This window comes from Chitinophaga sp. H8 (assembly GCF_040567655.1).
Taxonomy (GTDB): Bacteria; Bacteroidota; Bacteroidia; order Chitinophagales; family Chitinophagaceae; genus Chitinophaga; species Chitinophaga defluvii.
This window is the reverse complement of the sequence record NZ_JBEXAC010000004.1, coordinates 13,080-37,847: the sequence shown is the minus strand read 5'-3', so window position 1 is coordinate 37,847 and position 24,768 is coordinate 13,080. Positions and strand designations below refer to the sequence as shown.

The following is a 24,768-nucleotide window of genomic DNA, read 5'->3' as shown; positions in this document are numbered from 1 at the left end:
AGAGTGGAGACGGAGGCACGAAGAGCTATAAGTCCCGAAGGGTGCAAGCGTAGCGCAGTATTATGCGCTCGTAGTAACGAAGGCGTAACTACCTTAGCTGCCTTTTTACCCGTTTCGTTGGAAAATGCCATAGCCAGGCTGGATGGCAGTCTTAGCCAATTTAGCCTTGATAACAGCGTTAACCATGAAGCATGAGGGGGATGTAAGGCGGCGAGGAACGAGGTGGTCACGATGAAAGAGTGACGGAAGTGAAACGTACCCTGGAATGAACCGGCCCGAAGGGACATGCCCATGCAAAATTAGATACGGTAGAAGCAACCTGTAAAAGCGTTGAAATCGGTCAAACGCTGCTTTGAATATTAGATGGGGAAAAAAGATTTTAAATTTGTGTATTCGGCAGATAGTAAAAAGATATTAACGGACATTCTTATGAGTACACTTTATATTAAAAACATGGTTTGCAACCGCTGTATTTTGGTGGTGCAAAATGAATTGGACAAAATAGGTTTGGATGTAAAAGACATCAAACTTGGAGAGGTTATGCTTGGCAAAGAACCTACACCCGAAGAAAAAGCAATTTTGGCTAAAGTTCTAATTCCTTTAGGGTTTGAAATTATTGATGATAAGAAAAGCCGTATTATTGAAAAAATAAAGAATGTAATCATTGAGGTGGTACATTATCAGGAAAATGACAACAAGACCACCCTGTCGGATGTATTAAGTGATAAACTTCATCATGACTATAACTATTTATCAAATCTTTTTTCGGAAGTAGAGGGTACGACCATTGAAAAATATTTTATTGCTCAAAAGATAGAAAAGGTAAAAGAACTATTAGTTTATGATGAATTGTCTTTGAGTGAAATCGCTTATCGCCTAAACTATTCGAGTGTAGCTTATTTAAGCAACCAATTCAAAAAAGTAACTGGGCTGACACCGAGCCATTTTAAGCAGATACGTGAAGACAGAAGAAAGCCTTTGGACGAAGTATAAGTAAATTTTACAAGCCATTTCCAAAATTCCACAATAGCCGCCATTCATATTATTGCCAAATTTGCATTGTTAAAAAAACAATCGAGATATGGCAGTAAAAGATAAAAATACCATTATGCAGACATTCCCTGTTTTGGGAATGACCTGTGCGGCTTGTGCGGGAAGTGCCGAAAGTATCGTACAGCATCAGGAGGGCGTTGTGAATGCTTCCGTAAACTTCGCAACGGGAAATCTTACCGTTGAATACCTGTCTGATATAACCAATGCTGAAAAACTGCAAAAAGCGGTACAAGGAGTTGGTTATGATTTACTAATTGAAGATGAAACCAAACAGCAGGAAACACTCGAAGCTATCCACGAGAAGAAATTCAAACAATTAAAGACCAAAACCATTTGGGCAATTATACTGTCCTTACCTGTCGTAGTAATAGGAATGTTCTTTATGGATATGCCTTATGCAAACCTGATTATGTGGGCATTCTCTACACCTGTTGTATTGTGGTTAGGCAGGGGCTTCTTTATCAATGCGTGGAAGCAGGCAAAGCATCGCTCCGCCAATATGGATACGTTGGTAGCATTGAGTACAGGTATCGCTTATGTGTTCAGTGTGTTCAATATGTTGTTTGCAGATTTTTGGCATCAAAGAGGTTTACACGCCCACGTTTATTTTGAAGCGGCAGCCGTCATTATTGCATTCATTCTTTTAGGGAAACTGTTGGAAGAAAAAGCCAAAGGCAATACATCTTCAGCAATTAAAAAACTAATGGGATTACAACCCAAAACAGTTATCGTAGTGCAAGCAAACGGAACGGAAAAGCAAACCCCTATTGAAGAAGTAATCGCAGGCGATATTATCCTTGTGAAGCCGGGTGAAAAAATTGCGGTGGACGGTATGGTTATTTCCGGCAGTTCCTACGTGGATGAAAGTATGTTAAGTGGTGAACCCGTACCTGTATTGAAGAAAGAAAACGAAAAAGTATTTGCAGGAACCATTAACCAAAAAGGAAGTTTCCAATTCAGAGCCGTAAAAGTGGGTAAGGAAACAATGCTCGCCCACATCATCAAAATGGTGCAGGATGCGCAGGGCAGTAAAGCACCCGTGCAGAAATTGGTAGATAAGATTGCAGGAATTTTTGTACCAACTGTAATCGGTATTGCCATCTTTACATTTATCCTATGGTTTGTTTTAGGTGGCAATAACGGAGTAGTACAAGGATTACTGGCAGCCGTTACAGTCTTGGTTATTGCGTGTCCCTGTGCTTTGGGATTGGCTACGCCTACGGCAATAATGGTTGGAGTGGGTAGAGGTGCTGAAAAAGGCATCCTGATAAAAGATGCGGAAAGCCTTGAATTGGCTAAGAAAGTAAACGCTATTGTCCTGGATAAGACCGGAACCATTACCGAGGGCAGACCACAGGTTACAGGCATCGAATGGCTGAACAATGACGATACGTGTAAAAGCATTTTACTAAGCATCGAAAAGCAATCAGAACACCCTTTAGCCGAAGCCGTAGTAAAACATTTGGACGGCGTGGCTGCAACTGCATTGTCCGGTTTTGACAGTATCACAGGTAAAGGAGCAAAAGCCAACCACAATAGTGAAACCTATTTTGTAGGGAATAAAAAACTATTGGCAGAAAATAATATCAATATTCCCGAAAAACTGCAACAGCAAGCCGATGAATGGAGTAAGTTATCCAAAACCGTTATTTGGTTTGCAAACAGCAAACAAGCCCTTTCCGTTATTGCAATTTCAGATGAAATAAAAGAAACATCGGTACAGGCTATCACGGAAATGCAGGATATGGGCATTGACCTATATATGCTGACAGGAGATAACGAAGCTACTGCCAAAGCCATTGCCGGGCAGACAGGTATCAAACATTACAAAGCTGAAGTATTGCCGCAGCATAAAGCAGACTTTGTGAAAGAACTGCAACAGCAAGGCAAAACCGTTGCAATGGTTGGGGACGGCATCAATGACAGTACGGCTTTGGCAACAGCAGATGTAAGCATCGCAATGGGCAAAGGCTCCGATATTGCAATGGACGTTGCCAAAATGACGATTATATCATCAGACCTTACCAAGATACCACAGGCTATCCGGCTGTCAAAACAAACCGTAGCCACTATTAAGCAAAATCTGTTTTGGGCATTTATCTATAATGTAATTGGCATTCCGGTTGCGGCAGGTATTTTATATCCTATTAATGGCTTCCTGCTTAACCCGATGATTGCAGGTGCGGCAATGGCATTGAGCAGCGTAAGCGTGGTAAGCAACAGCTTACGGTTGAGGTGGAAAAAGTAAACAGTAAATATCATAAATCAAATCCAAAATATCACAACAGATGCTTTTGGAAGAATAAGCAACTTTGCAATATCAATTAACAATAAAATTTAAGTAATAATGGAAAATAACAAAGAATTTCAGTTTAAGACCAATCTTAATTGTGGTGGATGTGTATCAAAAGTTCAATCCGATTTAGACAATGCAGAGGGTATCTGCCACTGGAATGTAGATACGAACAATGCAGACAAAATCCTTACCGTAAAATCAGAGGGTATTACCGAAGATGAAGTAGTAGCCATTGTCAAAAGCAAAGGTTTTAAAATAGAACCGCTAACCGCTTAAAGTTGAATGTAAATGCTCCTTTTTGCTCTTAATGAATACGTTGGGTAAGAAAGGGGCATTTACTCCTAAAAACAACAGCTTTAAAAATATGGTAGAGGTCAAAAATAAAGGACAAAGTGGTTAACAATGTAATTTTATTTATAACTTTGTAGCGTTGAAAAGTTTAGGCAAACATATTACCCTGTTATCTTTATTCTGTTTGGGTTTCTTTCTGATACCCAATCAAAGCTATGCTTGCTCCAAAACTGCTACTAAAACAGAGAAGTCCTCTTGTTCCAAAAAACAATCAAAAAAATCAGAACATAAGCAGCACAGTTGCAAAGGTAAATCTTGCAAAAAATGCAACCATAGCAATGGTTGTGGAGGCTGTAACGGGAGTTCTTGCAGGTGCGGCACTACCTGTGCTAACTCGTTAAATGTGCCTACAATAATCGAATTAAGGGCAAAATATCCAATTGCCAGTACTAAAAAACAAAAATTCGGTTTTAAACAAGCCTACTATTCTTCGGGCTTTTTCTCCATTTGGCTACCGCCTAAAATAAGCTAAAACTATGGCTTTACAGCCATAGGTACGCCTTGTCGAAAGCTGCATCCAGCTTTTGAAAATTCCCTATTTGTACTATTTAATCAAAATTCTAACAGGATTGGACTGTATGCCCCATTCCTCTAAAATGTATTCTAATATGAAATCAATAGCAAAATTATTGATGGTAATCGTCGTATTGCTATCATCAATAAACAGTTTCGCACAAATAAAAAATGCGAAAACAGAAACCGTAAAGGTTGATGGTAACTGCGATATGTGCAAAGCCACTATCGAAAAAGCCGGAAACGTAAAAAAAGTAGCCAGTGTGGAATGGAACAAAGACACCAAAATGGGTACCCTAACCTATGACAGCGACAAAACCAATCAGGACGAAATACTCAAACGCATTGCTTTGGCAGGTTATGACAGTGAAAAATTCTTAGCACCGGATGACATATATGCTAAGCTGCCGGGTTGCTGCCAGTACGAAAGAACATTAAAGCCCGTTGCCAAAAACAAAGAGGCTGACATGGATATGAGTAGCGAACACGGTGGTCATGACCATAGTAAAATGGTTACATCCGAAAATGCTCCGGTACAAAATGCCTCACAGCTAACAGCCGTATTTGACAATTACTTTTCCATAAAGGATGCCTTGATAAAAACCGATGCTGCTAATGCTTCTGACAAGGCTGCTGCATTAGTTAAATCCGTTGGCGTAGTGGATATGAGCAAGCTATCCACAGAAGAACATACCGTTTGGATGAAAGTAATGAAAAACATATCAACCAATGCGGAAAGCATTGAAAAATCAAAAGACGTTGCCAAACAAAGAGAAGCCTTTGCTACTCTTTCGACTAATCTTTATGAATTGGCAAAAGTGTCTAAGCAGAATGCTCCTGTTTACTATCAGCATTGCCCGATGTACAACGGAGGCAAAGGAGCAAATTGGTTGAGCAAAGAAAATGCGGTTAAAAACCCGTATTACGGTTCGCAGATGCTTACCTGTGGCAGTACCGTTGAAACCATTAAACAATAGGTCATAAAGTTATGGTACAGTATAATAACATGGTACAGGCACTACAAGACCTTAAACACAGAGGATATGGCATGGATTTCAGTCTGCTTCCAGATTGTTTATACTGTGCCTCACAAAGCCTAAAGCTAAAGCCGGAAGATTTTACGGTTGTAGAAACACACAGGTTTGAAAGCCTCGACAGCAGTCCCGACAACAATGCCGTCATTTATGTTATCTCATCCAAAAATGGTGAGAATAAAGGTGTTCTTGTTGATGCTTATGGTACTTATGCCGAAGAAATGACGCATGAAATGGCAGAAAAATTAAGTAAAAATAACTTTTAACCCCTTTGTTATGCAAAAATACACGTGTCCCATGCACCCACAGGTGCTAAAGGACGAGCCGGGCAAATGCCCGCTTTGTGGTATGGCACTGGTTCCCATAGGTAATCCCTCAGCTTCCCATGAACATGGGACAGCTCACGGACATGGGGAGCATACCAATCATGACCATTCAAAAGAGAGCTTCAATAAACACGCCGGACACCATACAGGTGATTTCCTGAAACGTTTTTGGACAAGCCTCGTCATTACAGTACCTATCCTGCTCCTATCGCACATGATACAGCAATGGCTTGGGTTCAGCATTGCATTTACGGGCGATAAATATGTGTTGCTGACATTGGGAACAGCTATCTATATCTATGGTGGCTTGCCATTCTTAAAAGGAATGGCAGGTGAAATAAAAGCCAAAGCCATAGGTATGATGACCCTTGTTGCCATAGCCATATCCGTTGCCTATATCTATTCGGTAGCCGTTGTTTTCGGCTTGCAGGGTATGGATTTCTTTTGGGAACTGGCAACCCTTATTGATATTATGCTATTGGGGCATTGGCTCGAAATGCGTTCCCAAATGGCAGCATCGAGGGCATTACAGTCATTGGTAGCGTTGCTGCCGAATGATGTTACCGTGGAACGGAACGGTGAAGCCGTAAGGATAAAGCTCGAAGACCTGCAAAGCGGTGAAACGGCAATTATAAAACCGGGCGAAAAAATCCCTGCCGATGGATTAGTCGTAGAGGGAGGGTCGTACATCAACGAAAGTATGCTGACCGGGGAAAGCGTTCCCGTAAAAAAGGAAAAAGACAGTAAGGTTATCGCAGGGTCTATCAATGGCGATGGAGCGTTGAAAGTAAAGGTAACAGCCGTTGGGAAAGACAGCTACCTGAACAGGGTCATTAACCTGGTGCAAGATGCACAGGCTACCAAATCCAATACACAGAACCTTGCGGACAAGGTAGCAAAATGGCTGACCTTTATTGCTATTGCCGTAGGCATAGGCACATTCATTTACTGGTTTGTTAGCAGTGGGGATACCGCCTTTGCTTTGGAAAGAATGGTAACGGTAATGGTAACAGCCTGTCCGCACGCTTTGGGCGTAGCTATCCCATTGGTAGTCGCAATTTCCACAACGCTTTCAGCGACCAACGGTCTGCTTATCCGCAACCGGAACGCATTTGAAACAACAAGGAATATATCAACCGTCATTTTTGACAAAACTGGAACCCTCACCAAAGGTTCCCATACTGTTGAAAAAATTATCCCATTAACGGATGAATATAATGCCAATGAGCTTATCCAGTATGCCGCCGCCGTGCAGCAAAATTCTGAACATCATATCGCAAAAGGCATTATGGCAACCTTAAAGGAAAAAAGCCTTGCCTTATGGAAATCGGAAAACTTCAGCTATATGCAGGGCATCGGTGTAAAAGGTATCGTCAACGGGAAAGGTGTTATAGCAGCCGGGAAAAACTATTTCAGCGAAAACCACCTTTCATTACCGGAAATTCCAAAGGAAATCAATCAGGAAGCCGAAACAGTAAACTTTGTTCTAATCGGAGATAAAGTAGTGGGGATAATCACTTTGGCAGACAGCATCCGTGAGGGTTCAGGCGAGGCAGTTGATGCACTCAAAAAAATGAACATCAAATCCTTTCTGCTCACCGGGGACAATGAAAAGATTGCGGCTGCCGTAGCAGAGAAATTAGGAATGGATGGCTTTTTAGCAAATGTGCTTCCGCACAACAAGCAGGAGAAAGTAAAGGAGCTTCAGGCAAAAGGTGAAACCGTTGCCATGACTGGCGACGGCGTAAACGATGCGCCTGCATTAGCACAGGCTGACGTAGGTATAGCCGTAGGTTCCGGCACTGACGTGGCTGCCGAAACTGCTGATATTATTCTGGTGGACAGCGACCCAAGAGATGTAGTAAAGCTGATTGGCTTCGCTAAAAGCACCTATAAAAAAATGGTGCAAAACCTAATATGGGCAGTTGGCTACAACGTAGTCGCAATTCCCCTTGCGGCAGGCATACTCTATCCAAAATTTATTTTAAGCCCTGCAATGGGTGCTGTGCTAATGAGCGTAAGCACAATTGTAGTAGCTATCAATGCAAGTTTTTTAAAAATCAAAAAATAAATAAAAATGAAAAATATAACATTATCAATCGTTGCAATTACTATGGCATTTATAACTGTATCCTGCAACCAATCTACAAGCAAAAACGAACAATCCGCAAATGATACAGTAGCCGTTTCAGCGCAACAGGCATCTGCTCCGGCAAAAGAAAATGATACGGTGGTTGCACCCCCGGTTAGCGATACCGCAAACGGACAGGAAGCAAAAACAGCGGCAGGCGAAACAAATAAATTCTCCATTGCTCCCATAATCACCGATTACCTGACCTTAAAGAATGCTCTTGTATCGGATGATGATAAGGCTGCCGCCAGTGCGGGTAAGAAGTTGTTGGCTACCTTAAATAAAGTGGACATGAAAGCTATTCCTGCCGACAAGCATAAGGAGTATATGGACATTGCGGATGATGCAAAGGAAAATGCGGAGCATATTGGCAACAATGCGGGCAAAATAGACCACCAAAGGGAGCATTTGGCATCATTGAGCGAAGATATTACTGACCTGATAAAATTGTTCGGCACTCCACAAAAACTATATCAAGACCATTGCCCGATGTTCAACGATGGTAAGGGAGCCATTTGGTTAAGCGAAAATAAGGAAATCAAAAACCCTTACTATGGCTCAAAAATGATTAGCTGCGGCAAGGTAGAGAAAACCATTGATAATAAATAAAAGCTCATTGTTATGGAAAATATGCAGAATAAACACGGAATGCAGCATAGTTCAAAAAATGGTGCTGATAACTCAAAACATTCATTAGCCATGTACAAACGTTTTGCTGTTATGGCTATCGTTATGTTTAGTGCAATGTATTTTATCATGTACGCCATGATAGACAAATTAGCCAACCTTATACCCAATATTAATAACCTGTACATGACCTTGCTGATGACCTCGGCAATGCTACTTATCGAATTGTTGATAATGAAAGGTATGTACACTAACAAGAAAATCAATTGGGGTATCGCAACACTTTCGGTAGCTGTCGGCATATTCTCATGGTTTGGGATTAGGCAACAAATAGGTGTTGGGGACAAACAGTTTGTAAAGGGTATGATACCGCATCACGCAGCGGCATTACAGATGTCGGAAAATGCTAAGTTGACCGACCCTGAACTGATGCAATTGCAAAAAGACATTATCCAATCCCAATCTGATGAAATTGAGCTTATGAAGCGAAAACTTAAAGAATTTGAAAAAGAAAAATAATTAAAATCCAATTTCAATTTTGAACGGGACACCACTTTCTCGCCTTATTACATCGGTAAAGTGTTGCTGACAATCAATTAGCTATTAATTAATATGTCGCTAAAGAAAAAAATTATATTAGGCTTAATCGTTGTCTTAATCGGCATTCAGTTTTTTCAGCCATTGCGAAATCAATCGGGTGAGGTAACAGATATGCACATTGAAAAGGTATATGCAGTACCCCAAAACGTTAAAGCGATATTGCAAATCTCTTGTTACGACTGCCATAGCAACAACACCCGTTATCCGTGGTACAGCCGTATCCAACCGGGAGCATGGTATATGGCAGGGCATATTAAGGAGGGCAAAGAGGAACTAAACTTTAGCGACTTTGGAACGTACTCTACCCGCAAACAGCGCAATAAATTCCGGGCTATGTCCAATCAGATAAGGGACGGGAAAATGCCATTGTCATCATATACGCTTATTCACCGCAATGCAGTATTAACCCAAGAAGAAAAACAGGTTTTAATGAAATGGTTTGATGCAATGGCTGACAGTTTAAAATAAAATTATAGAATAATGAACAGACACAAGAAAATAATAATAAAGATGCTGCAAGTCGTTCTGATAACGCTCTGCACGCAAACTTTATTTGCTCAAAAAGTAGTGCATTACGATTTATACGTCAAAGACACTATCGTAAACTATGCAGGCAAATCAAAAAGGGCTATTGCCGTAAACGGGCAAATTCCTATGCCTACCCTTACCTTTACAGAGGGCGATACTGCCGAAATTGTAGTTCACAATCAGCTAAAAGAAAGTACGTCCCTGCACTGGCACGGTGTATTCCTGCCCAACAAGGAAGACGGAGTACCTCACTTAACGCAACAGCCGATTGAACCTGGCACTACCTATACCTATCGTTTCCCAATTATTCAACATGGTACACACTGGTATCATTCCCATTCAGGGTTACAGGAACAAATCGGAATGTACGGTAGTTTCATAATGAAAAAGCGGGACGATGATAAAACCTTTAGAAAGGGAATTGATGATTTGCCGACTGTGCCTATCATTTTAAGTGAATGGACAAATCTTAATCCCAATAACATCAACCGGATGCTGCACAATGCAAATGATTGGGCTGCCATTAAAAAGAATGCGACACAATCTTATGCAGAGGCTATACGTGAGGGAAAATTTAAAACCAAAGTTACCAACGAATGGAAACGGATGCTGGCAATGGACGTGAGTGATGTGTATTATGATAAAATCCTCATAAACGGAAACCATACTACCGACCTGAAATCGGTTGAGGGTAAGACCTTAAAGGCAGGCGATAAAGTAAGGTTGCGTATATCCAACGGTGGTGCATCATCTTACTTTTGGCTTCGGTATGCAGGCGGTAAAATGACCGTAGTGGCAAGTGACGGTAATGATGTAGAACCCGTTGAAGTGGACAGGCTAATTATAGCCGTATCGGAAACCTATGACATAGTGGTTACTATTCCAGATGATGGACTATCCTATGAGTTCCTTGCCACTACCGAAGACAGAACTCAATCAGCAAGCTATTTCATTGGCAATGGTATCAAACAGCTTATCTCACCACTTCCAACGCTTAAATACTTCGAGGGTATGAAGATGATGAATGACATGATGAAAATGAACGGCGACTTGGACGATATGGGAATGAAGATGAGCCTGAACCAAATGGATATGAATGTAGTTATGTACCCCGAAATTACAGGTGAGGCAAAGAAAAAGCAAGACCATAGTCAGCACGGTATGAATATGGACAATGACCCCAATCGTTACAATGCAAACGCTTTGGGAGATATTGTTACGCTGAACTATGCCATGCTCAAATCTCCATATAACACAACACTGCCAAAAGATGCTCCGGTAAAAGACATCAAATTTACCCTTACCGGAAATATGAACCGCTATGTATGGAGCATGGACAACAAGGTGCTTTCGGAAACGGATAAAATACCCGTGAAGAAAGGAGAAATACTGCGGATTACCATTTACAATAACTCTATGATGCGCCACCCCATGCACCTGCACGGATTTGATTTCAGGGTATTAAACGGCAAGGGCGAAAACGCACCTTTAAAGAATATCATTGATATTATGCCAATGGAAACTGATACGATAGAATTTGCAGCAAACACCGAGGGCGATTGGTTTTTTCACTGCCATATCCTGTACCACATGATGTCAGGTATGAACCGTGTGTTTGCCGTAGGTGATTATCAAAATCCTTATCTGCCGGATAAGGCAAAAGCCTACAAAGCATTACAAAGGGAAAGCAATATGCCACATTTCATGGCTCAAAATGATTTTGCTACCAATGGAAATGATGGGGAAGCAATGCTTCAAAATACGAGATGGAGCTTAGGCACGGAATGGCGTTTGGGCTACAACGATATGCACGGGTATGAGGTTGAAACTCATTTGGGAAGATACATTGGAAAAATGCAATGGTTTATGCCGTTTATTGGTTTTGACTGGCGTTACCGCAGAATGGGAATTGATGAACAAGAGAAGAATTTGTTTGGGCAAAAAAATGAGAAAGACAACAGAAGACAATTCAGTTTGGGATTTGTTTATACGCTTCCGATGCTGATAAACTTTCAGGCAGAAATGTACCACGATGGAATAGTGCGGTTACAGTTAATGAGAGAGGACATTCCTATATCAAAAAGGTTGCGTGCAGGGTTTATGGTAAATACCGATAAAGAATATATGGCAGAGCTTGGCTACATCTTTACCAAGAATATAAGCATCCGTACACATTATGATAGTGATATGGGATTTGGCATTGGACTTTCGTTGAACTATTAACAACAGTTCCGCTAATAATTGGATTAGTGGTTGTAGCGTATGCTATGACCCCTTTTTTCTGACAAAAAGTGTCTCCCTTATGCTCTTCACCGCCTTGTAACCATTCAATTTTTAGACTAAATTAAGAAAGACTAAAAATAATTGTTAGACAAGCCTAATTTTTTATTTAGATTTGTTTAAACATTTGTAGTTCGTTATGGGTAGAAAGCATTTAATTGTCTTGGGGATGATGGTGGTTATTATCTTCGGATTAGTTGCGTGTGAAAAGCTACTTCCAAGTGCACCGGCTGATGATAGTGTCCTTGACGGGCCTATTGAGGGGCTTACACCTGAACAATCTGTTCAGTTTCTGCGTGGTGATGTGGCTTTCAACGATGAAATTTTCACACCGGAAACAGGGCTTGGGCCTCTTTTTGTTGCAACATCGTGTGGTACTTGTCATGCTGGTGACGGCAAAGGTCATCCTTTCACAACATTAACAAGGTTTGGTCAGCGTGATAGTATTGGTAATCAATTTTTGCACTTAGGAGGTCCACAGCTTCAAAACAGAGCTATTTACAACTACCTTCCTGAAAACATTCCCGCAGGTGCAACATTCTCAAAGTTTACGCCGCCTGCCAATACCGGCTTAGGTTTGCTGGATGCAGTCACAGATACAGATTTGTTATTGCTTGCAGATCCCGATGATATAGATGGTGATGGAATATCGGGACGACCTAACTGGGTTGCTTTGCCTCTATATGCAACTACCAGACCTAACAGTATTATTCGGAATGGAAAATACATCGGCAGGTTTGGCAAAAAAGCCTCTACGTATGACTTGTTACAGCAAACGGCAACAGCATATAGTCAGGATATTGGCATTGCTTCCACTTATGAGCCATACGATACGTACCACGGACAGTTAATTGATCCCGAGGTTAGCAACCAAACAATAATAGATGTGGTTTTCTATCTGAAGACACTGAAAGCTCCTATACAACGAAATGCCGGCAATCCTGATGTAGTGGCAGGTAAAAACATTTTCACGCAAATCAGTTGCGGGAAATGCCACGTACCAGAAATGAAAACAGGAGCATCTACTATCAGTGCTTTATCCTTTAAAACCTTTGCGCCCTATACCGATATGTTATTACACGACATGGGGCCTGGCCTTGATGATGGTTATACAGAGGGAACTGCTGTTTCTTCGGAATGGAGAACTCCACCGTTATGGGGGATCGGGTTGTCAAAAAAATCACAAGGTGGTCAATATTTTTTATTGCATGATGGTAGAGCAAGAAGTATTGAAGAAGCTATTCTCTTGCATGGAGGCGAAGCGCAAAATAGTAAGATCAGTTACCAGGAACTCACTGCTACAGAAAAAGCCAAACTGATAAAATTTCTTGAATCCCTTTAATAAAATGGATAATGCAAAGAAGAGAATTTATTAAAAGTAGTTGCAATGCCTGTTTAGCTGGAGCTTTTGCCAGCTTATTGCCCTCATGTGGCGCAATCCATTACATTTCAGGAAACCTAAACCGTGATGGCATCTTAGTGGACATAGACGATTTCAAAGAAAGAAAGCGAGGAAAATCATCATGGCGCTCATACATCATCATACGCAACGAAGAATTGAAGTTTCCAATCTGTATCTATCGTTTCAGTGAAAACGATTATTCAGCACTATGGATGCAGTGTGCACACCAGGGAGCTGAAGTACAGGTTGCAGGAAGTTACTTGCAGTGTCCTGCACATGGAAGTGAATACAATAACAGAGGACAGGTAACCAATGGGCCTGCCACAACGAATTTACGCAGCTTTCCGGTGTCCGTTATAAACAACCAAATATTCATTGATCTTAGGAAAGTATGAAACGCATAATAGCTCTTCTTGTCTTTTATGTTCTACTTGTTCAGGTAGCTTTTGCGCAAATTGATCCTGAATTGTTACGGCGTGTCCCTGCAAAAGCCGATTCTTTGTCGTTAAACATGGATGCAGTCTATGATCGTCCATTCTTACAAATTGGAAAGACCCCGGTTGCATTAGGAGGATATGTAGAAGCCAACTACCAGTATTTGGGTGAGAACGGAATATCAGAGGGGCATCAATTTAAAATGCAGCGATTGACTTTGTTTGTAGCATCATCTATATCAAAAAGAATAAAATTCCTTACTGAAATTGAATTTGAAGATGGGACTAAAGAGATAAATATAGAGTTTGCCTCAGTTGACTTTGAGTTCGCTCCCTTATTGAATTTTCGTGGCGGAATAGTTATGAATCCCATAGGCGCATTTAATCAAAATCATGACGGGCCAAAGTGGGAATTTGTTGACCGGCCTATTTCTGCTACGCAAATGTTGCCAGCCACCTGGAGCAATGTAGGTTTTGGGATATATGGTAAAAAGTACAACACGGATTGGGTGTATGCTTACGAAGCCTATCTGACAAATGGTTTCGATGACAAAATAATTGCCAATACGCAGAATAGAACCTTTCTGCCAGCGACGAAAGAAAATAAAGATCGCTTCGAGGAAAGTTTTAATGGAAGTCCTCTACTCACAGCAAAAGTAGCAGTGCGGAACAGAAAAATCGGTGAATTGGGATTGTCCTTTATGGGAGGGATATACAACAAATTTCAGGAAGACGGAATAATCCTGGATAAGAAGCGAGCTGTTAATGTTGTAGCTGTGGATTTTAATACTACAATTCCAGAACTGAAAACTTATATCAATGCTGAATGGGCATGGATAAATGTAGATATTCCTGATACCTACACTGAACAATTTGGCCGAAAACAACAAGGCGGTTTTATAGATTTTGTTCAGCCGTTATTAAAGAGGCCGATGTTCGGTTTTGAAAGTGCGGTGTTGAATGCAGCATTACGGTTGGAATATGTTGATTGGAATAAGGGAAAGTTCAAATCAACAGGAAGCAATATATCGGATGAGGTTTTCTCAATTGTACCGGCTATCAGTTGGCGGCCTACCGCGCAAACCGTTATAAGATTTAATTATCGTTATAACTGGCAGAAGGATATTTTAGGTAATCCTCCTTCAAGATTAGGAGGATTTCAATTTGGCATCTCAACTTATTTCTGATTACTGTTGGGTAATCTTAATATTTCTGAAATAGCCTTCAGTGCCTATATCAACCCATAAGCCTATACTACCCCTTACTCCTATACCATGTTTTAGGTCGTTTACAATCAATGAAGGTTGCCTGTTGTTATTAAGAAACAACTTTGCCGTACTGTCCTTGATCTCAATGCGTACTTTAATCCATTCGTTCATTGCCATGTCTGAATAGGATTCATATTTTTCAGGTGATTCTTTACGTAACCGATCAAATTTATAGTCTGGATACGCATAGTATTGAATGGTGTGATTTCGTCTGATTTGATCATTTGCCCGTGCATTGGTAGGACGCAGATATATACTTTCATACTTATCATTAGTTTCATTGATTCGGAAAGCTATACCAATAAAACCACGAGCAAATTCAGGAGCATCGGAAAGCAGCTTGCTCATCATTTCTAATTCAATCACGCCATTAATGAAACTAACGTTTTTCAGCCTGGCAAAAGTCGGTTCATCAAATTCTTTAACTGAGGGGTCTTTTACTACTTTAACTATCTCTTTATTCCCTATTTTTTCTTTAACGGTCAAAACACTTATTGCTTGCAGCTCATGTTTTCCAATCGTAACCGATTGAGCATATAGGTTTAGTGAACAAAAAAATAATATGGTATTGACGATGACTATTCTGAATTTCATTACACAGTTATTTTATCGGCTAAAAAAGGCTATATAAGCACACTAAAACGATATCTTCTACGATAGCTTGTTTGGAAAAGACTTCTGTATATGCAATATATGAAAATAAAAACAATCTATTTCAAAGAGACGTTAGCCTTTCCGTACAACCAAATGTGCTAAGCCCGGATCGTTTAGTAACCGTTCCATTTCTGACTGAATAATATCCTGTATATCCTGCTTTATTTGAAAGTAATTACGCTGTACCATACTGGTATCGAGTTTACGGATAACTTCTATATCCTTATAGCCTTCTTCCTCCCTTTTTAGTGCTTCATGATCGTTGATGATTTCACAATGGAAGGCTTTTAGTTCAATTTTGTTGTCCGGGTCGTCAGCTACCATTCCCACAAACTCACCGGAACTCAGTGCAGATATTTTTGAGGGAGGTATAGCAGTTTCCAGTTGCTTTGAACGGCTAATAGATGTGTCACCACTATTGATTGAATAGCTTTCCCTGTCCTGCATGATTTTGCCAAAGCGTTCTGAAAGCTGTTTTGCTGTATCTCCCGTTACTTGTCCGGATACAATATTGCCTGTAATATTCATAATCACATCGGCCTGTTCTCTGCCATAATCCTTACGGAGCTGGCTGAAATCCTGAATACCTAAGCACGTAGAAACTTTATTACTTCTCGCCGTAGCAATCAGGCTATCCATATTGTTCAGATAGATTGTAGGAAACTCGTCAAACACCAAACTGCTTTTCAATTTTCCCTTTTTATTGACCTGTTTTACCAAACGGGTTACATATAAAGAAAGTACCGCTCCGTAGATCTGTATTTTCTGCGGATTATTACCCATGCACACGATTTTGGGATCATCGGGATTATTTACATCGAGGTTGAAATCGTTGCCTGATAAAACATAGTATAATTGAGGGGAAGAAAGCCTTGCCATAGCCACTTTAGCGGATGCTATCTGGCCTTCAAGCTGTTCCATTACATCGTTCAGGTAGGCATTCAAAAACGGATTAATCAATACCTCGCATTCTTTAGCGGCTTCTGTTCTAAACAGCGTGAAAAGGCTGTCATAATCAGCTTGCATCAGCTCGATAACGTGAGGCAGTGTGCAAAATTCACCGTCCTTGTATTTCTTCAGATACCATATTACCGCAGTCAGAAAATTGATTGGCGATTCCACGAAAAAATCGCCCTGGCGTTTTATCCACTCCCTGTTTAAGCCCATTAAAATAGTACGTGCGGATTCTGCGGCATCGGTTATGTCCGTCATGGCAGACGGCTCTAAAGGATTGCAACGATGGCTTCTTGTTAGGTCGTCAAAATTGATAACAAAAAACCTCGGTGGTTTAGGATACCTGTGTTTGTTTTTTAACCATGAATTGTAGGCGATCCTGGAAAGGTCGTCAAACTTAAAATCGTAAACGAACATCGTAAATCCTTTACGGATATGTTGGGTTATGACGTGCCTGATGACAAAGTAAGATTTACCTGCCCCTGGTGTACCCAATACCATAATCGCCCTGAAGGGATTGATGATATTTATCCAGCTATTGCGCACCTTATTTTTCAGCCTGTAACGTGCCGGGAGATTGATCGAAAACTCGTTCTCCAGAAAGCGTTCTTCTTGCGGAAACGTTTCATTTTCCTTGTTGAAAATGTCCTTGTTGTTAAACTTGCTTTTGATAATACGTGAAAGCAAAGTACCGCCTGAAAGCACCAGCAAAAATCCTATTGAAGTTATACCTGCATAAACGAATGTCTTCTCCTGCGCATGTAACTCAAGCAGCAGAGAAAGATAACTGGCAAAGTATAGCAATAGCCCTGTAATGAGATAGGCAAATGCTGTTTTATAACTTAGTTTTTCATCTTTGCGCCCTTTTGCTCCGAGTAGGGAGATAGCCAAAAAGCCTAAAGAAATCAACTTGCTTTTAACGAAGTTGCTGAATATGCCTGTGCGGGAAATATTACCTAAAATCCGGTCGCTGAAACTGCTGGTCAATCCCCATTCATGGAATGCAGCATAACAATAATAATAGAAGTGTATCACTAAAATAACGATACTGATCAACCTGGTCATGTCCAGAATTTTCCTCAGAGCCTGTTCGTTTTCACCTGTCTGTACTGCCATAGCTTTATGTTTTATTGGTTATTGGAAATGTTCTTTCTTCTTTTCTTTTTTCTGCCCTTTTTCTTTAGCTGGCCGGGTATGTAATCGGCTGCCTGCTCCGGTTGTAAAAGGGCATCCAGCATGTTGTCTTTAGGAATTGTATCAGCCGGATTAGTATTGTTGTGTAAAGTGGATGAAAGACCTGTGTTAGTATTGTGGGCAGGCAATGATGATTGTCCTGTTTTTTGACCTGCATTTGGTAATAGGTTCTGTTTGATAGGTTTCGGGGAACTGCATCTTTCCTGAATGGCTTTGGCACTGTATTGCTTTCCTAATGTGCTACCATTAAAGACACATTTGGTCTGGTGATCTACGTAAGTTATCCCGTAGATTAAACCTGTATCGCTACTGCGCAAAGCAATGTGAATGCCTTTCTTTTGAAGTTGTGCAACTAACTCATCAAGCGTGGAAGTTTTGCCAACAAACAACCTGTCTATTTCAGTTTGTACACGGGCTTTGAACGGCTGGCGTTGGGTATCATTAGAACTGTATTTTTCTTCCAGAAATTTCAGGGTAGGCTTGTTGTAAAAGTCGCTGGCTTTTATAGGTACACCGATAGGTTTTCCATCTTCATCGAGTATCCGGTAAACAAGGCCGCCTCCCTGAAAAATTCTTGATTCTTCACTGCCACGATCAGCGATTATATTGTACTGTTTCAAAACTGCATTCAGTTCCGGCAAGCTGGTATATTTGTACTTATCCAGCACTGCATCCAGCACATTTGTGATGGCTCTTTTAGTTTCAGTACGCCCGTACTGTACCTTCTTTACATCTACCGGCTTTAACCTGAATGCTTCCCGTCTTGCGTGTGCATCGGCTACTACAAGACTGAACATTTTTTCAATCTCCTTACGTGCCGGTTCTGACTTGCGAATACCCAGGTGATGCAGGTCAATTCGCTTGCCATCAGGCTGAATATTGGTGGTAACTACGTGTATATGGGGGTGGCCTGCATCGTGGTGCTGATAAACAAGATAAGGCTGGTCACCAAAGCCTATTTTTTGCATATAGACATTGGCAATTTGCATCAGCTTTTCTTTGCTCAAATGAGCTTCAGAAGGGTCAAAGTTGAGCGAAATGTGTACGCTGTTTCGTTTAACATTCTCGTTCAATTCTGTCCTTTTCAGCAGATAGCCCAGCTTAATTTTCAGGCTCATTTCATCTGCGTTTAAAGGGAAATTTTCTGCTCCGATGCACTCCGCTACACCTTCTTTTACCTTGTTTTCATTGTAGTTGAAAATACGGTGCATGGAGTGGCCTGCTTTGATCACTGCAACCATATTTCCAGTATTTTTTTTACGTTATTCCTGACCTCATCAACCTTATTGCTAAGGATCTTTTTCTCTACCTCGTAAGCAATCAACCAGCTCCTAAATTCAGCTATCTGGCTCAGCGTGTGCAGCTTTTTAACGGCCTGATTGAAGTTGTTTCCAACTGCGTTTAGCTCGTTGCGAAGCCGTGTAAGTTCTGTCATTAAGTCATCCTGTGAGGTGTTACGGTAGGTCGTAACAACGGGCTTATCGAAGATGCTGCGGCGTACATAGTCGCTTAGCTTACGACAGGTAGAAGCCTTCCATTTCTTTTCAATTTTCGCATACTCATCGGGCGTTAGACGCAGGCCGATAATGCGTGTTCTGTTTGAATTTTGTCCTTCCATCACTAATCATTTTCACGTTTTCAAACTCATTTATACCTTCCAGACGCCCTGCCCACGAGTTCCGAGTGATGGGCAGCCAGATCCGGTTGTTTAACAACCGTTCATCTGGCCGATTGCGGGAAAGTTGCAATCTTTCAGCCTTTTGAACGTCTTTAAAACATTTTAAAGGCTTCCAGAGTGTGTAAGAAAACAGCTTCAAATGAACTAAAGCCTGCCTTACAGCCTCTGTATTACTTATCTCAGTTTTTGTCTTATATGTTTCTTCTCAGCCTTACCGAAATTTATTACCCAGTCGTTGAAGTCCTTATGGTTTTGATAAAGACTGCTTTCATCTTTGTATTTGGCACTTAGGGAAAGTGCATAGCGACTGCAATTTTGTCCGGTTGCATCCCTGTCCAGATAGAGCTTGATAGCGTTATGTTTTTCCATAAAGGGACGTGCAGTTTCAAAGAAGGAAACAGAGTTTAGCACTACAAAATCAAAGCGGTCTTCGGGGTCTTGTTGATGGATGGCCCTGAAAGAAAGGAAATCGGTAAAGCCTTCAAAGACGATTACTTCATCGGCATTATTATCAAAGCTCGTAATGCCTTTAGGAGAGCTGCTGGCTTTAAAGTAAGGATTGCGTATTTCAAAGCCTCCCAGATCATTCCTGAAACCGATACCGTAATAGACTTTTCCATTAAGTTCGTAACGCACTTCCCGGCAGTAACGATCAGCCACATCAACGGGTATTCGCCGTTGTTGCAAATACCTTAAAAGGGCGTTGGAAGACAGCACAAAATCGCCTAAAATCTTTATCTGCTTTTCCTGTTCTTCTCTCGCAAATGATTGTTGGGAAACCGGCTTTTGAAAGGAAAAATTACCGCTTAAATTCTGGAGTAATTCGGACACGGTACACCCGTGAAAGAGAATAGCAAAGTCAACCAGGTTGCCGCCTTTGCCAAGACCATGATCGTACCAACGGTTTAGCCTCCTGTTAACCTTAAACGAAGGTGTCTTTTCATCCCGTAAAGGGGAGTGATACCAATAATCGTTGTTCCTGATCTTTGCAGGTTCATAACCTAAGCCCGCAAGGAAATGAACCATGTCAATTTCTTTGGCTTCGCTGATGGAAAGCCTGTTTTTACTGAAATCCATAACCACACATTTATCAAATACACATTCAGTTCTTCTAAGCGAAGTTAAACAGGTGATATGGGATTCACCTATCCTCATCATATTTTGATGAGGATGCAGAGAGTAGTGTTATTTACTTTTGTGCAGTGAGTATTGTTTAATTAAAATCGTGTGATTATGCTAACAACAAGTGATGTAGCCAAAGTGTATGATACTATTCTCAGTATCCCTGGCATGAGTGAAACAGTGAAGATTGACATGAGGATCTCCCGCAAAAACGTATTGTTATTGCACAGTGTCCTCAAACGTGGGCTGATGGCGAAAGATGATGATAAATCGTCTGCGTTGCTGGAAAGCATTCCGCAGGAAGCATTGCAGGAATTACACGTAATTGCTGATGATTATCTTACAAAAGCAGGCTTAACCGAACTAAGTGAAAAACTAAAAGCACTTAGTACCAAATAGGCAGGGGTAACGTCAGAAAGCCACTTGGAGAGAATGAATGTTTAGGATATAAACGCTCATCCTTCCAAGTGGCTTGTTTATGTTGTAATTTAAAAATGATGTCAATAATTGCGTTTTACAATAATCGTAGCAACAGTTAGCTTTTTGCCATTGGTGTCGAGTTCAGAGACATTCATTTCCTGAACCCATGCACTATCAAAATCACCGCGATAAGAAACCCCTCCGGCCATACGTGCGTCTCCGTACATCAATTGCCGTAAGCTACCGTCTGATTTTACATAGTAATAGTTGTTCCACTTCTTTTTATAATTACTTTGCGTGTGTAAAGTTCCAGACGCGGGAATTTTAAAAGTGCGTTTTTCACCACTTCGGTTTTCAGGTGCTCCGGCAGGCTCGTTAAAGAATACGGTAGCAGTGCCATTAAAGCCTTCAGGTAGCAGGTATATATCTGCCCGCTTTTCGCAATATGTCGTCATTAAAATAGCTGTAGTGAACAGCAGTACCACACCGGTCAAAATGAGGGGTATTTTGTACGAATCTTTCAATAAAAAAAACTTGCTTTTCATAAGTACGGTGATTTTTGCTTGGCATTTTGGATAGATGGTAGTTGGGAAGTAATGGGGCGTAGTTACAGTGGAATATTGTAACAGGTCTTATGTTTTCTTAGTTACAACCCATCCCTGCTCTGCTCTGATATTTGCTATATTATTCTGCTCTAACCACTTTTTGAAAGCAGGCATGTCTTTAGGGGTAAAATGAACGATGTCACCATTTTTTAGCATAATGGTGAAAAAGTCGCTTGCAGCAAGAAACTTCGATAATTGTCCCGCAGGGTATTGAAATTCGGGGTAGTGATCGGCTGAAGTCATGGTCAGTTGCTTTTTAGTTAGTTTCCTCTGACTGTTGCCTGCACAAAAAAGAGCGCAGGCAACAGCTCACCGCACTGAGGTCTTAGGAAACCCGGCAACGATAAGTGCGCCCACGCCGTAGCATGAGCGTTCTCACTTATGTCCCATTGCCATTTGAAAGTTCCTAAGTTTCAGTACGGGACTTAAAGCTTAAACGCTTCAAGAATATCTTGTTACAAAGGTATCAATTTGGAATTACATCCGGCGCATGTACGAAAAATTTTCGATTTTTCCTTATATTTGCGGCAATGAAATTTTTTGCACTCATAATGGGCGTATGGTTGCTTATCCTGTCCTGTTTACCTTGTGGTGACAGCAGGGAGTGCAATGACCAGAGGGCAACAACAATCTCTGCAAATCATCAACAGCATAATCACGACATTGAGCATTGCGCTCCTTTTTGTACTTGTTCGTGCTGTTCTATATCTATGTCGTGCCATAAAATCCCTATCTACATTATAGCTAAGAAGGTATTTGCGACAAAGAATTATTCTGATTATCCCACTCCTTTCTGCAAAGAAGTTTCACACGCTATCTGGCAACCGCCTAAAATTTCTTAATCTACTTTCTTATCGGTTTGCGTAGTAGGCCCAAAGGGGCTACGCTTTGAAGTGTTCTGTCTTCAAAATCTTTTCCGTTGAACAAAAAAGTAAGCAAAAGAAAGCCCGCTCAGTCCACTATTGCGAGGGTTTTAAGAATCGTATTCATAGGTCTGTGTTGCGCAGTATTAATTGCAGCGATTATAGACCGTCTTATGCACTGGTACTCGCATGTAAGCCATTAAAAGGTTGCCTGTGACAATGCCATGAAACAAATAATCCACTCCAATCTATGACAAGTAACATGGAAAGAGGAACAGAGCTTAAATTAATAAGCAAGAATACCAGGCCAACAAGTATGCGGATCTTGGTGTACGACTATCTGAATATCCAGACTGCCGCTTTGTCTCTTACTGAGATTGAAGCCTACTTTCACAAGGCAGATAAAGTAACTATTTATCGAACGTTGAAGACCTTTGAAGAAAAAGGAATAGTACATAGGATTCAGGACAACAACATTACAAAGTATAGGCTGTGTGATGAAGGATGCAGTGAGCATATACATAAGGATCATCACCTACATTTTTACTGTAAAGTATGTAAGCAGACTACCTGTAAAAAGGATATATCCTTTCCTGGGAATGTAAAAACTGATTTTAGAATTGACGAGATCCAGATTTTCGCTAAAGGGATATGTGAGTTATGCCTCGCGAGTGGTAAGCAGAGAAAACACGTCAAACGATAGATCGTGGGTTTTAATAAACAAACAGATTTGATAATTTTAAAGAAAACGTATTGTTATGGCAACAAAAAAAGGACTGACTAACATAATAGTCGCATTTCTGTTTTCTCTCCTTATTCCCATCATTGGGTATTATTATCTTGGAACTTTATATGCAAGTATTTTTTTGATAGGATATCTCGGCGGTTTTATTCTTTGGATTCTGATCCCATCCCGCACGTCCTGGGCTTTGCTTAAAACACCATACTGGCTGACGCTGCTTGCCTTTCTGTTTCTTCATAAGGTAGAAGAAAACCGTATGAAGTTTTTCGAGGTTGTTTCAGAAAAAATAACTGGCGGCACAGTTCCTGAATTTGGTGTTGGGCTTGTTATCGGCCTGTTGATATTACCCATAGGCGCTTGGCTGGTCATACCCCTGCTTCTTAAACGTAAACATGAACTTGGCTATTACGCTATCTGGACACTTTTCGCATCAATGGGGATATCAGAGCTTGCACATTATTTTTTCCCGCTTATGACAAACGATCCATACGGCTATTTTCCAGGTATGCTAAGTGTTGTTGTACTGGCTCCATTAGCATGGTGGGGTATGTACAGGCTGGTTAAAAAGGGCCCTAAAACTGCTTAACCTAAAATTTAAAGACATGAATGCTGGACTGGAAATAGAATTGGCCGAACTCCTTTTGCTGCAACTATTCGCTTTTGTCTTGTTTGGCCGGTTTGAAGTAGAAACACACGCCGCTCGCAGAATTATAAAATGGTTCGTGATCTATGGGATAACTGTCGGGATTTATTACTGGTTAGGGCATTGGGCAGCTTTAGTTCCTGTGCTGGCTGTAATTCCAGGTTCTATTTATCATGTTGTGTGGTGTAAAAAAAATGGCATTCACCCGTTGAAAGCAACGCCACGGAAAAAATATTATCAGCTACGGGGATGGAAATGGGAAGAATAAACAAAAGCAAATAGTAGCTATTCAAATGAATAAAAAATATGAACAACTACTTGACAGAAACTAAAATCCTGGATTATTCTAATGCCTCCATTCAACAATTGATAGAACAAAGGCAATGGAAAAAACTGGATACTGTCGCCCGGATAAAAGCCACCTACAATTTTGTTCGCGATGAAATCAAATTTGGCTACAACCTTGCAGACGACATTGCAGCATCACAGGTGTTGGCAGACGGCTATGGCCAATGCAATACCAAAGCCACTTTGTTAATGGCGCTTCTTCGAGCAACAGGCGTTCCAAACCGGATTCATGGATTTACTATTGACAAAGCATTACAAAAAGGTGCTATTACTGGATTATGGTATAGCCTTTCACCACGAAATATTTTGCATAGTTGGGTAGAAGTATATGTGGATGAACAATGGTATTTCTTAGAGGGGGTTATTTTAGATAAGGGCTATTTGACCGAATTGCAAAAGCAGTTCAATGATTGCAAAACTACCTTCTGCGGTTACGGCGCCTATACCAGTAATTTTGATAATCCACCGATAGAGTGGAATCTGAATAATACATTCATTCAGGATAAAGGGATTAATCAGGACTTCGGCATATTCGATACCCCGGATGAATTTTACGCCAAACATCAACAGGAGCTTTCCAGCATAAAAAAATTCATATTCAGAAATATTGTTAGGCATAAGATGAATAAAAACGTAGAAAGGATAAGAAACGGTACTGATAGATATGGTGTGAATAGCATGGCCTTACTTTGAACTTTGCAA

Annotated in this window: 26 protein-coding genes; 19 read left to right on the top strand and 7 right to left on the bottom strand. The window is 40.9% G+C overall.

What is annotated here, in order from left to right; genetic code table 11:
- Nucleotides 1–429 precede the first annotated feature (429 nt).
- The 13 genes from ABR189_RS29100 (at nucleotide 430) to ABR189_RS29040 (ending at nucleotide 14,762) form a co-directional block, all read left to right on the top strand.
- Entirely contained in the window at nucleotides 430–993 is a 564-nt protein-coding gene (locus ABR189_RS29100; RefSeq protein ID WP_354664046.1) for a helix-turn-helix domain-containing protein, read from the top strand.
- Between the two features lie 88 nt (nucleotides 994–1,081).
- Nucleotides 1,082–3,301 (top strand): heavy metal translocating P-type ATPase, encoded by a 2,220-nt coding sequence (locus ABR189_RS29095; RefSeq protein WP_354664045.1) that lies wholly within the window; start codon nucleotides 1,082–1,084, stop codon nucleotides 3,299–3,301.
- 99 nt (nucleotides 3,302–3,400) lie between these two features.
- On the top strand, nucleotides 3,401–3,625 hold the full coding sequence (locus ABR189_RS29090; RefSeq protein ID WP_354664044.1) for a heavy-metal-associated domain-containing protein: 225 nt from the start codon (nucleotides 3,401–3,403) through the stop codon (nucleotides 3,623–3,625).
- 683 nt (nucleotides 3,626–4,308) lie between these two features.
- Nucleotides 4,309–5,190, top strand: coding sequence for a DUF3347 domain-containing protein (locus ABR189_RS29085; RefSeq protein WP_354664043.1), 882 nt, complete (start codon nucleotides 4,309–4,311; stop codon nucleotides 5,188–5,190).
- Nucleotides 5,191–5,261: 71 nt separating this feature from the next.
- Entirely contained in the window at nucleotides 5,262–5,513 is a 252-nt protein-coding gene (locus ABR189_RS29080) for a phosphoribosylpyrophosphate synthetase (RefSeq protein WP_354664042.1), read from the top strand.
- 10 nt (nucleotides 5,514–5,523) lie between these two features.
- Nucleotides 5,524–7,644, top strand: a complete 2,121-nt coding sequence (locus ABR189_RS29075) for a heavy metal translocating P-type ATPase (RefSeq protein WP_354664041.1) — start codon at nucleotides 5,524–5,526, stop codon at nucleotides 7,642–7,644.
- A 6-nt stretch (nucleotides 7,645–7,650) separates the two neighbouring features.
- The gene (locus ABR189_RS29070) at nucleotides 7,651–8,313 is read left to right on the top strand and encodes a DUF3347 domain-containing protein (RefSeq protein ID WP_354664040.1); all 663 of its coding nucleotides are present in this window, start codon (nucleotides 7,651–7,653) and stop codon (nucleotides 8,311–8,313) included.
- Nucleotides 8,314–8,325: 12 nt separating this feature from the next.
- Nucleotides 8,326–8,850: a DUF305 domain-containing protein gene (locus ABR189_RS29065; protein WP_354664039.1), complete on the top strand. Its 525-nt coding sequence runs from the start codon at nucleotides 8,326–8,328 to the stop codon at nucleotides 8,848–8,850.
- A 93-nt stretch (nucleotides 8,851–8,943) separates the two neighbouring features.
- Nucleotides 8,944–9,399, top strand: a complete 456-nt coding sequence (locus ABR189_RS29060; RefSeq protein ID WP_354664038.1) for a heme-binding domain-containing protein — start codon at nucleotides 8,944–8,946, stop codon at nucleotides 9,397–9,399.
- Nucleotides 9,400–9,441: 42 nt separating this feature from the next.
- The gene (locus tag ABR189_RS29055) at nucleotides 9,442–11,682 is read left to right on the top strand and encodes a multicopper oxidase family protein (RefSeq protein ID WP_354664037.1); all 2,241 of its coding nucleotides are present in this window, start codon (nucleotides 9,442–9,444) and stop codon (nucleotides 11,680–11,682) included.
- Between the two features lie 196 nt (nucleotides 11,683–11,878).
- The gene (locus ABR189_RS29050; RefSeq protein ID WP_354664036.1) at nucleotides 11,879–13,081 is read left to right on the top strand and encodes a di-heme oxidoredictase family protein; all 1,203 of its coding nucleotides are present in this window, start codon (nucleotides 11,879–11,881) and stop codon (nucleotides 13,079–13,081) included.
- Nucleotides 13,082–13,092: 11 nt separating this feature from the next.
- On the top strand, nucleotides 13,093–13,536 hold the full coding sequence (locus tag ABR189_RS29045) for a QcrA and Rieske domain-containing protein (RefSeq protein WP_354664035.1): 444 nt from the start codon (nucleotides 13,093–13,095) through the stop codon (nucleotides 13,534–13,536).
- Complete coding sequence (locus ABR189_RS29040; RefSeq protein ID WP_354664034.1) at nucleotides 13,533–14,762, top strand: hypothetical protein; 1,230 nt, start codon at nucleotides 13,533–13,535, stop codon at nucleotides 14,760–14,762. Before ABR189_RS29045 ends, ABR189_RS29040 begins: the two co-directional genes overlap by 4 nt.
- Here the strand turns inward: ABR189_RS29040 and ABR189_RS29035 are convergent, their stop codons facing one another.
- The 5 genes from ABR189_RS29035 to ABR189_RS29015 form a co-directional block, all read right to left on the bottom strand.
- A complete protein-coding gene (locus ABR189_RS29035) occupies nucleotides 14,763–15,437 on the bottom strand; it encodes a hypothetical protein (protein ID WP_354664033.1) in 675 nt (224 codons plus the stop codon). It abuts the gene before it with no gap.
- A 132-nt stretch (nucleotides 15,438–15,569) separates the two neighbouring features.
- On the bottom strand, nucleotides 15,570–17,567 hold the full coding sequence (gene mobC / locus ABR189_RS29030) for a conjugal transfer protein MobC (RefSeq protein WP_354664032.1): 1,998 nt from the start codon (nucleotides 17,565–17,567) through the stop codon (nucleotides 15,570–15,572).
- An 11-nt stretch (nucleotides 17,568–17,578) separates the two neighbouring features.
- Nucleotides 17,579–18,886 carry a relaxase/mobilization nuclease domain-containing protein gene (locus ABR189_RS29025; RefSeq protein WP_354664031.1) on the bottom strand — a complete coding sequence of 436 codons (1,308 nt, stop codon included), beginning with the start codon at nucleotides 18,884–18,886 and terminating at the stop codon, nucleotides 17,579–17,581.
- Entirely contained in the window at nucleotides 18,874–19,263 is a 390-nt protein-coding gene (locus ABR189_RS29020) for a plasmid mobilization protein (RefSeq protein WP_354664030.1), read from the bottom strand. The genes ABR189_RS29025 and ABR189_RS29020 overlap by 13 nt, the downstream gene beginning before the upstream one ends.
- 234 nt (nucleotides 19,264–19,497) lie before the next feature.
- Nucleotides 19,498–20,400: a DUF8464 domain-containing protein gene (locus tag ABR189_RS29015; protein ID WP_354664029.1), complete on the bottom strand. Its 903-nt coding sequence runs from the start codon at nucleotides 20,398–20,400 to the stop codon at nucleotides 19,498–19,500.
- Nucleotides 20,401–20,556: 156 nt separating this feature from the next.
- Between ABR189_RS29015 and ABR189_RS29010 the strand changes: the two genes are divergently transcribed.
- Nucleotides 20,557–20,844, top strand: a complete 288-nt coding sequence (locus ABR189_RS29010; protein ID WP_354664028.1) for a hypothetical protein — start codon at nucleotides 20,557–20,559, stop codon at nucleotides 20,842–20,844.
- 101 nt (nucleotides 20,845–20,945) lie between these two features.
- Here the strand turns inward: ABR189_RS29010 and ABR189_RS29005 are convergent, their stop codons facing one another.
- On the bottom strand, nucleotides 20,946–21,410 hold the full coding sequence (locus ABR189_RS29005) for a DUF6843 domain-containing protein (RefSeq protein ID WP_354664027.1): 465 nt from the start codon (nucleotides 21,408–21,410) through the stop codon (nucleotides 20,946–20,948).
- A gap of 87 nt (nucleotides 21,411–21,497) precedes the next feature.
- Entirely contained in the window at nucleotides 21,498–21,713 is a 216-nt protein-coding gene (locus tag ABR189_RS29000; RefSeq protein WP_354664026.1) for a hypothetical protein, read from the bottom strand.
- Between the two features lie 287 nt (nucleotides 21,714–22,000).
- On the opposite strand from ABR189_RS29000, the gene ABR189_RS28995 reads away from it, so the two are divergent.
- From ABR189_RS28995 to ABR189_RS28975, 5 genes are all read left to right on the top strand, one after another.
- Entirely contained in the window at nucleotides 22,001–22,312 is a 312-nt protein-coding gene (locus ABR189_RS28995; RefSeq protein WP_354664025.1) for a DUF6660 family protein, read from the top strand.
- Nucleotides 22,313–22,583: 271 nt separating this feature from the next.
- On the top strand, nucleotides 22,584–23,036 hold the full coding sequence (locus tag ABR189_RS28990) for a Fur family transcriptional regulator (RefSeq protein ID WP_354664024.1): 453 nt from the start codon (nucleotides 22,584–22,586) through the stop codon (nucleotides 23,034–23,036).
- A 55-nt stretch (nucleotides 23,037–23,091) separates the two neighbouring features.
- Nucleotides 23,092–23,661, top strand: coding sequence for a hypothetical protein (locus ABR189_RS28985; protein WP_354664023.1), 570 nt, complete (start codon nucleotides 23,092–23,094; stop codon nucleotides 23,659–23,661).
- Nucleotides 23,662–23,677: 16 nt separating this feature from the next.
- Complete coding sequence (locus ABR189_RS28980; RefSeq protein ID WP_354664022.1) at nucleotides 23,678–23,986, top strand: hypothetical protein; 309 nt, start codon at nucleotides 23,678–23,680, stop codon at nucleotides 23,984–23,986.
- Between the two features lie 38 nt (nucleotides 23,987–24,024).
- Complete coding sequence (locus ABR189_RS28975; protein ID WP_354664021.1) at nucleotides 24,025–24,759, top strand: transglutaminase-like domain-containing protein; 735 nt, start codon at nucleotides 24,025–24,027, stop codon at nucleotides 24,757–24,759.
- Nucleotides 24,760–24,768: the final 9 nt, after the last annotated feature.

Bases quoted from the DNA above. Each gene is read 5' to 3' on its own strand.
- ABR189_RS29100 (WP_354664046.1), top strand. From the start codon at position 430: ATGAGTACACTTTATATTAAAAACATGGTTTGCAACCGCTGTATTTTG.
- ABR189_RS29095 (WP_354664045.1), top strand. From the start codon at position 1,082: ATGGCAGTAAAAGATAAAAATACCATTATGCAGACATTCCCTGTTTTG.
- ABR189_RS29090 (WP_354664044.1), top strand. From the start codon at position 3,401: ATGGAAAATAACAAAGAATTTCAGTTTAAGACCAATCTTAATTGTGGT.
- ABR189_RS29085 (WP_354664043.1), top strand. From the start codon at position 4,309: ATGAAATCAATAGCAAAATTATTGATGGTAATCGTCGTATTGCTATCA.
- ABR189_RS29080 (WP_354664042.1), top strand. From the start codon at position 5,262: ATGGATTTCAGTCTGCTTCCAGATTGTTTATACTGTGCCTCACAAAGC.
- ABR189_RS29075 (WP_354664041.1), top strand. From the start codon at position 5,524: ATGCAAAAATACACGTGTCCCATGCACCCACAGGTGCTAAAGGACGAG.
- ABR189_RS29070 (WP_354664040.1), top strand. From the start codon at position 7,651: ATGAAAAATATAACATTATCAATCGTTGCAATTACTATGGCATTTATA.
- ABR189_RS29065 (WP_354664039.1), top strand. From the start codon at position 8,326: ATGGAAAATATGCAGAATAAACACGGAATGCAGCATAGTTCAAAAAAT.
- ABR189_RS29060 (WP_354664038.1), top strand. From the start codon at position 8,944: ATGTCGCTAAAGAAAAAAATTATATTAGGCTTAATCGTTGTCTTAATC.
- ABR189_RS29055 (WP_354664037.1), top strand. From the start codon at position 9,442: ATGCTGCAAGTCGTTCTGATAACGCTCTGCACGCAAACTTTATTTGCT.
- ABR189_RS29050 (WP_354664036.1), top strand. From the start codon at position 11,879: ATGGGTAGAAAGCATTTAATTGTCTTGGGGATGATGGTGGTTATTATC.
- ABR189_RS29045 (WP_354664035.1), top strand. From the start codon at position 13,093: ATGCAAAGAAGAGAATTTATTAAAAGTAGTTGCAATGCCTGTTTAGCT.
- ABR189_RS29040 (WP_354664034.1), top strand. From the start codon at position 13,533: ATGAAACGCATAATAGCTCTTCTTGTCTTTTATGTTCTACTTGTTCAG.
- ABR189_RS29035 (WP_354664033.1), bottom strand. From the start codon at position 15,437: ATGAAATTCAGAATAGTCATCGTCAATACCATATTATTTTTTTGTTCA.
- mobC (WP_354664032.1), bottom strand. From the start codon at position 17,567: ATGGCAGTACAGACAGGTGAAAACGAACAGGCTCTGAGGAAAATTCTG.
- ABR189_RS29025 (WP_354664031.1), bottom strand. From the start codon at position 18,886: ATGGTTGCAGTGATCAAAGCAGGCCACTCCATGCACCGTATTTTCAAC.
- ABR189_RS29020 (WP_354664030.1), bottom strand. From the start codon at position 19,263: ATGGAAGGACAAAATTCAAACAGAACACGCATTATCGGCCTGCGTCTA.
- ABR189_RS29015 (WP_354664029.1), bottom strand. From the start codon at position 20,400: ATGGATTTCAGTAAAAACAGGCTTTCCATCAGCGAAGCCAAAGAAATT.
- ABR189_RS29010 (WP_354664028.1), top strand. From the start codon at position 20,557: ATGCTAACAACAAGTGATGTAGCCAAAGTGTATGATACTATTCTCAGT.
- ABR189_RS29005 (WP_354664027.1), bottom strand. From the start codon at position 21,410: ATGAAAAGCAAGTTTTTTTTATTGAAAGATTCGTACAAAATACCCCTC.
- ABR189_RS29000 (WP_354664026.1), bottom strand. From the start codon at position 21,713: ATGACTTCAGCCGATCACTACCCCGAATTTCAATACCCTGCGGGACAA.
- ABR189_RS28995 (WP_354664025.1), top strand. From the start codon at position 22,001: ATGAAATTTTTTGCACTCATAATGGGCGTATGGTTGCTTATCCTGTCC.
- ABR189_RS28990 (WP_354664024.1), top strand. From the start codon at position 22,584: ATGACAAGTAACATGGAAAGAGGAACAGAGCTTAAATTAATAAGCAAG.
- ABR189_RS28985 (WP_354664023.1), top strand. From the start codon at position 23,092: ATGGCAACAAAAAAAGGACTGACTAACATAATAGTCGCATTTCTGTTT.
- ABR189_RS28980 (WP_354664022.1), top strand. From the start codon at position 23,678: ATGAATGCTGGACTGGAAATAGAATTGGCCGAACTCCTTTTGCTGCAA.
- ABR189_RS28975 (WP_354664021.1), top strand. From the start codon at position 24,025: ATGAACAACTACTTGACAGAAACTAAAATCCTGGATTATTCTAATGCC.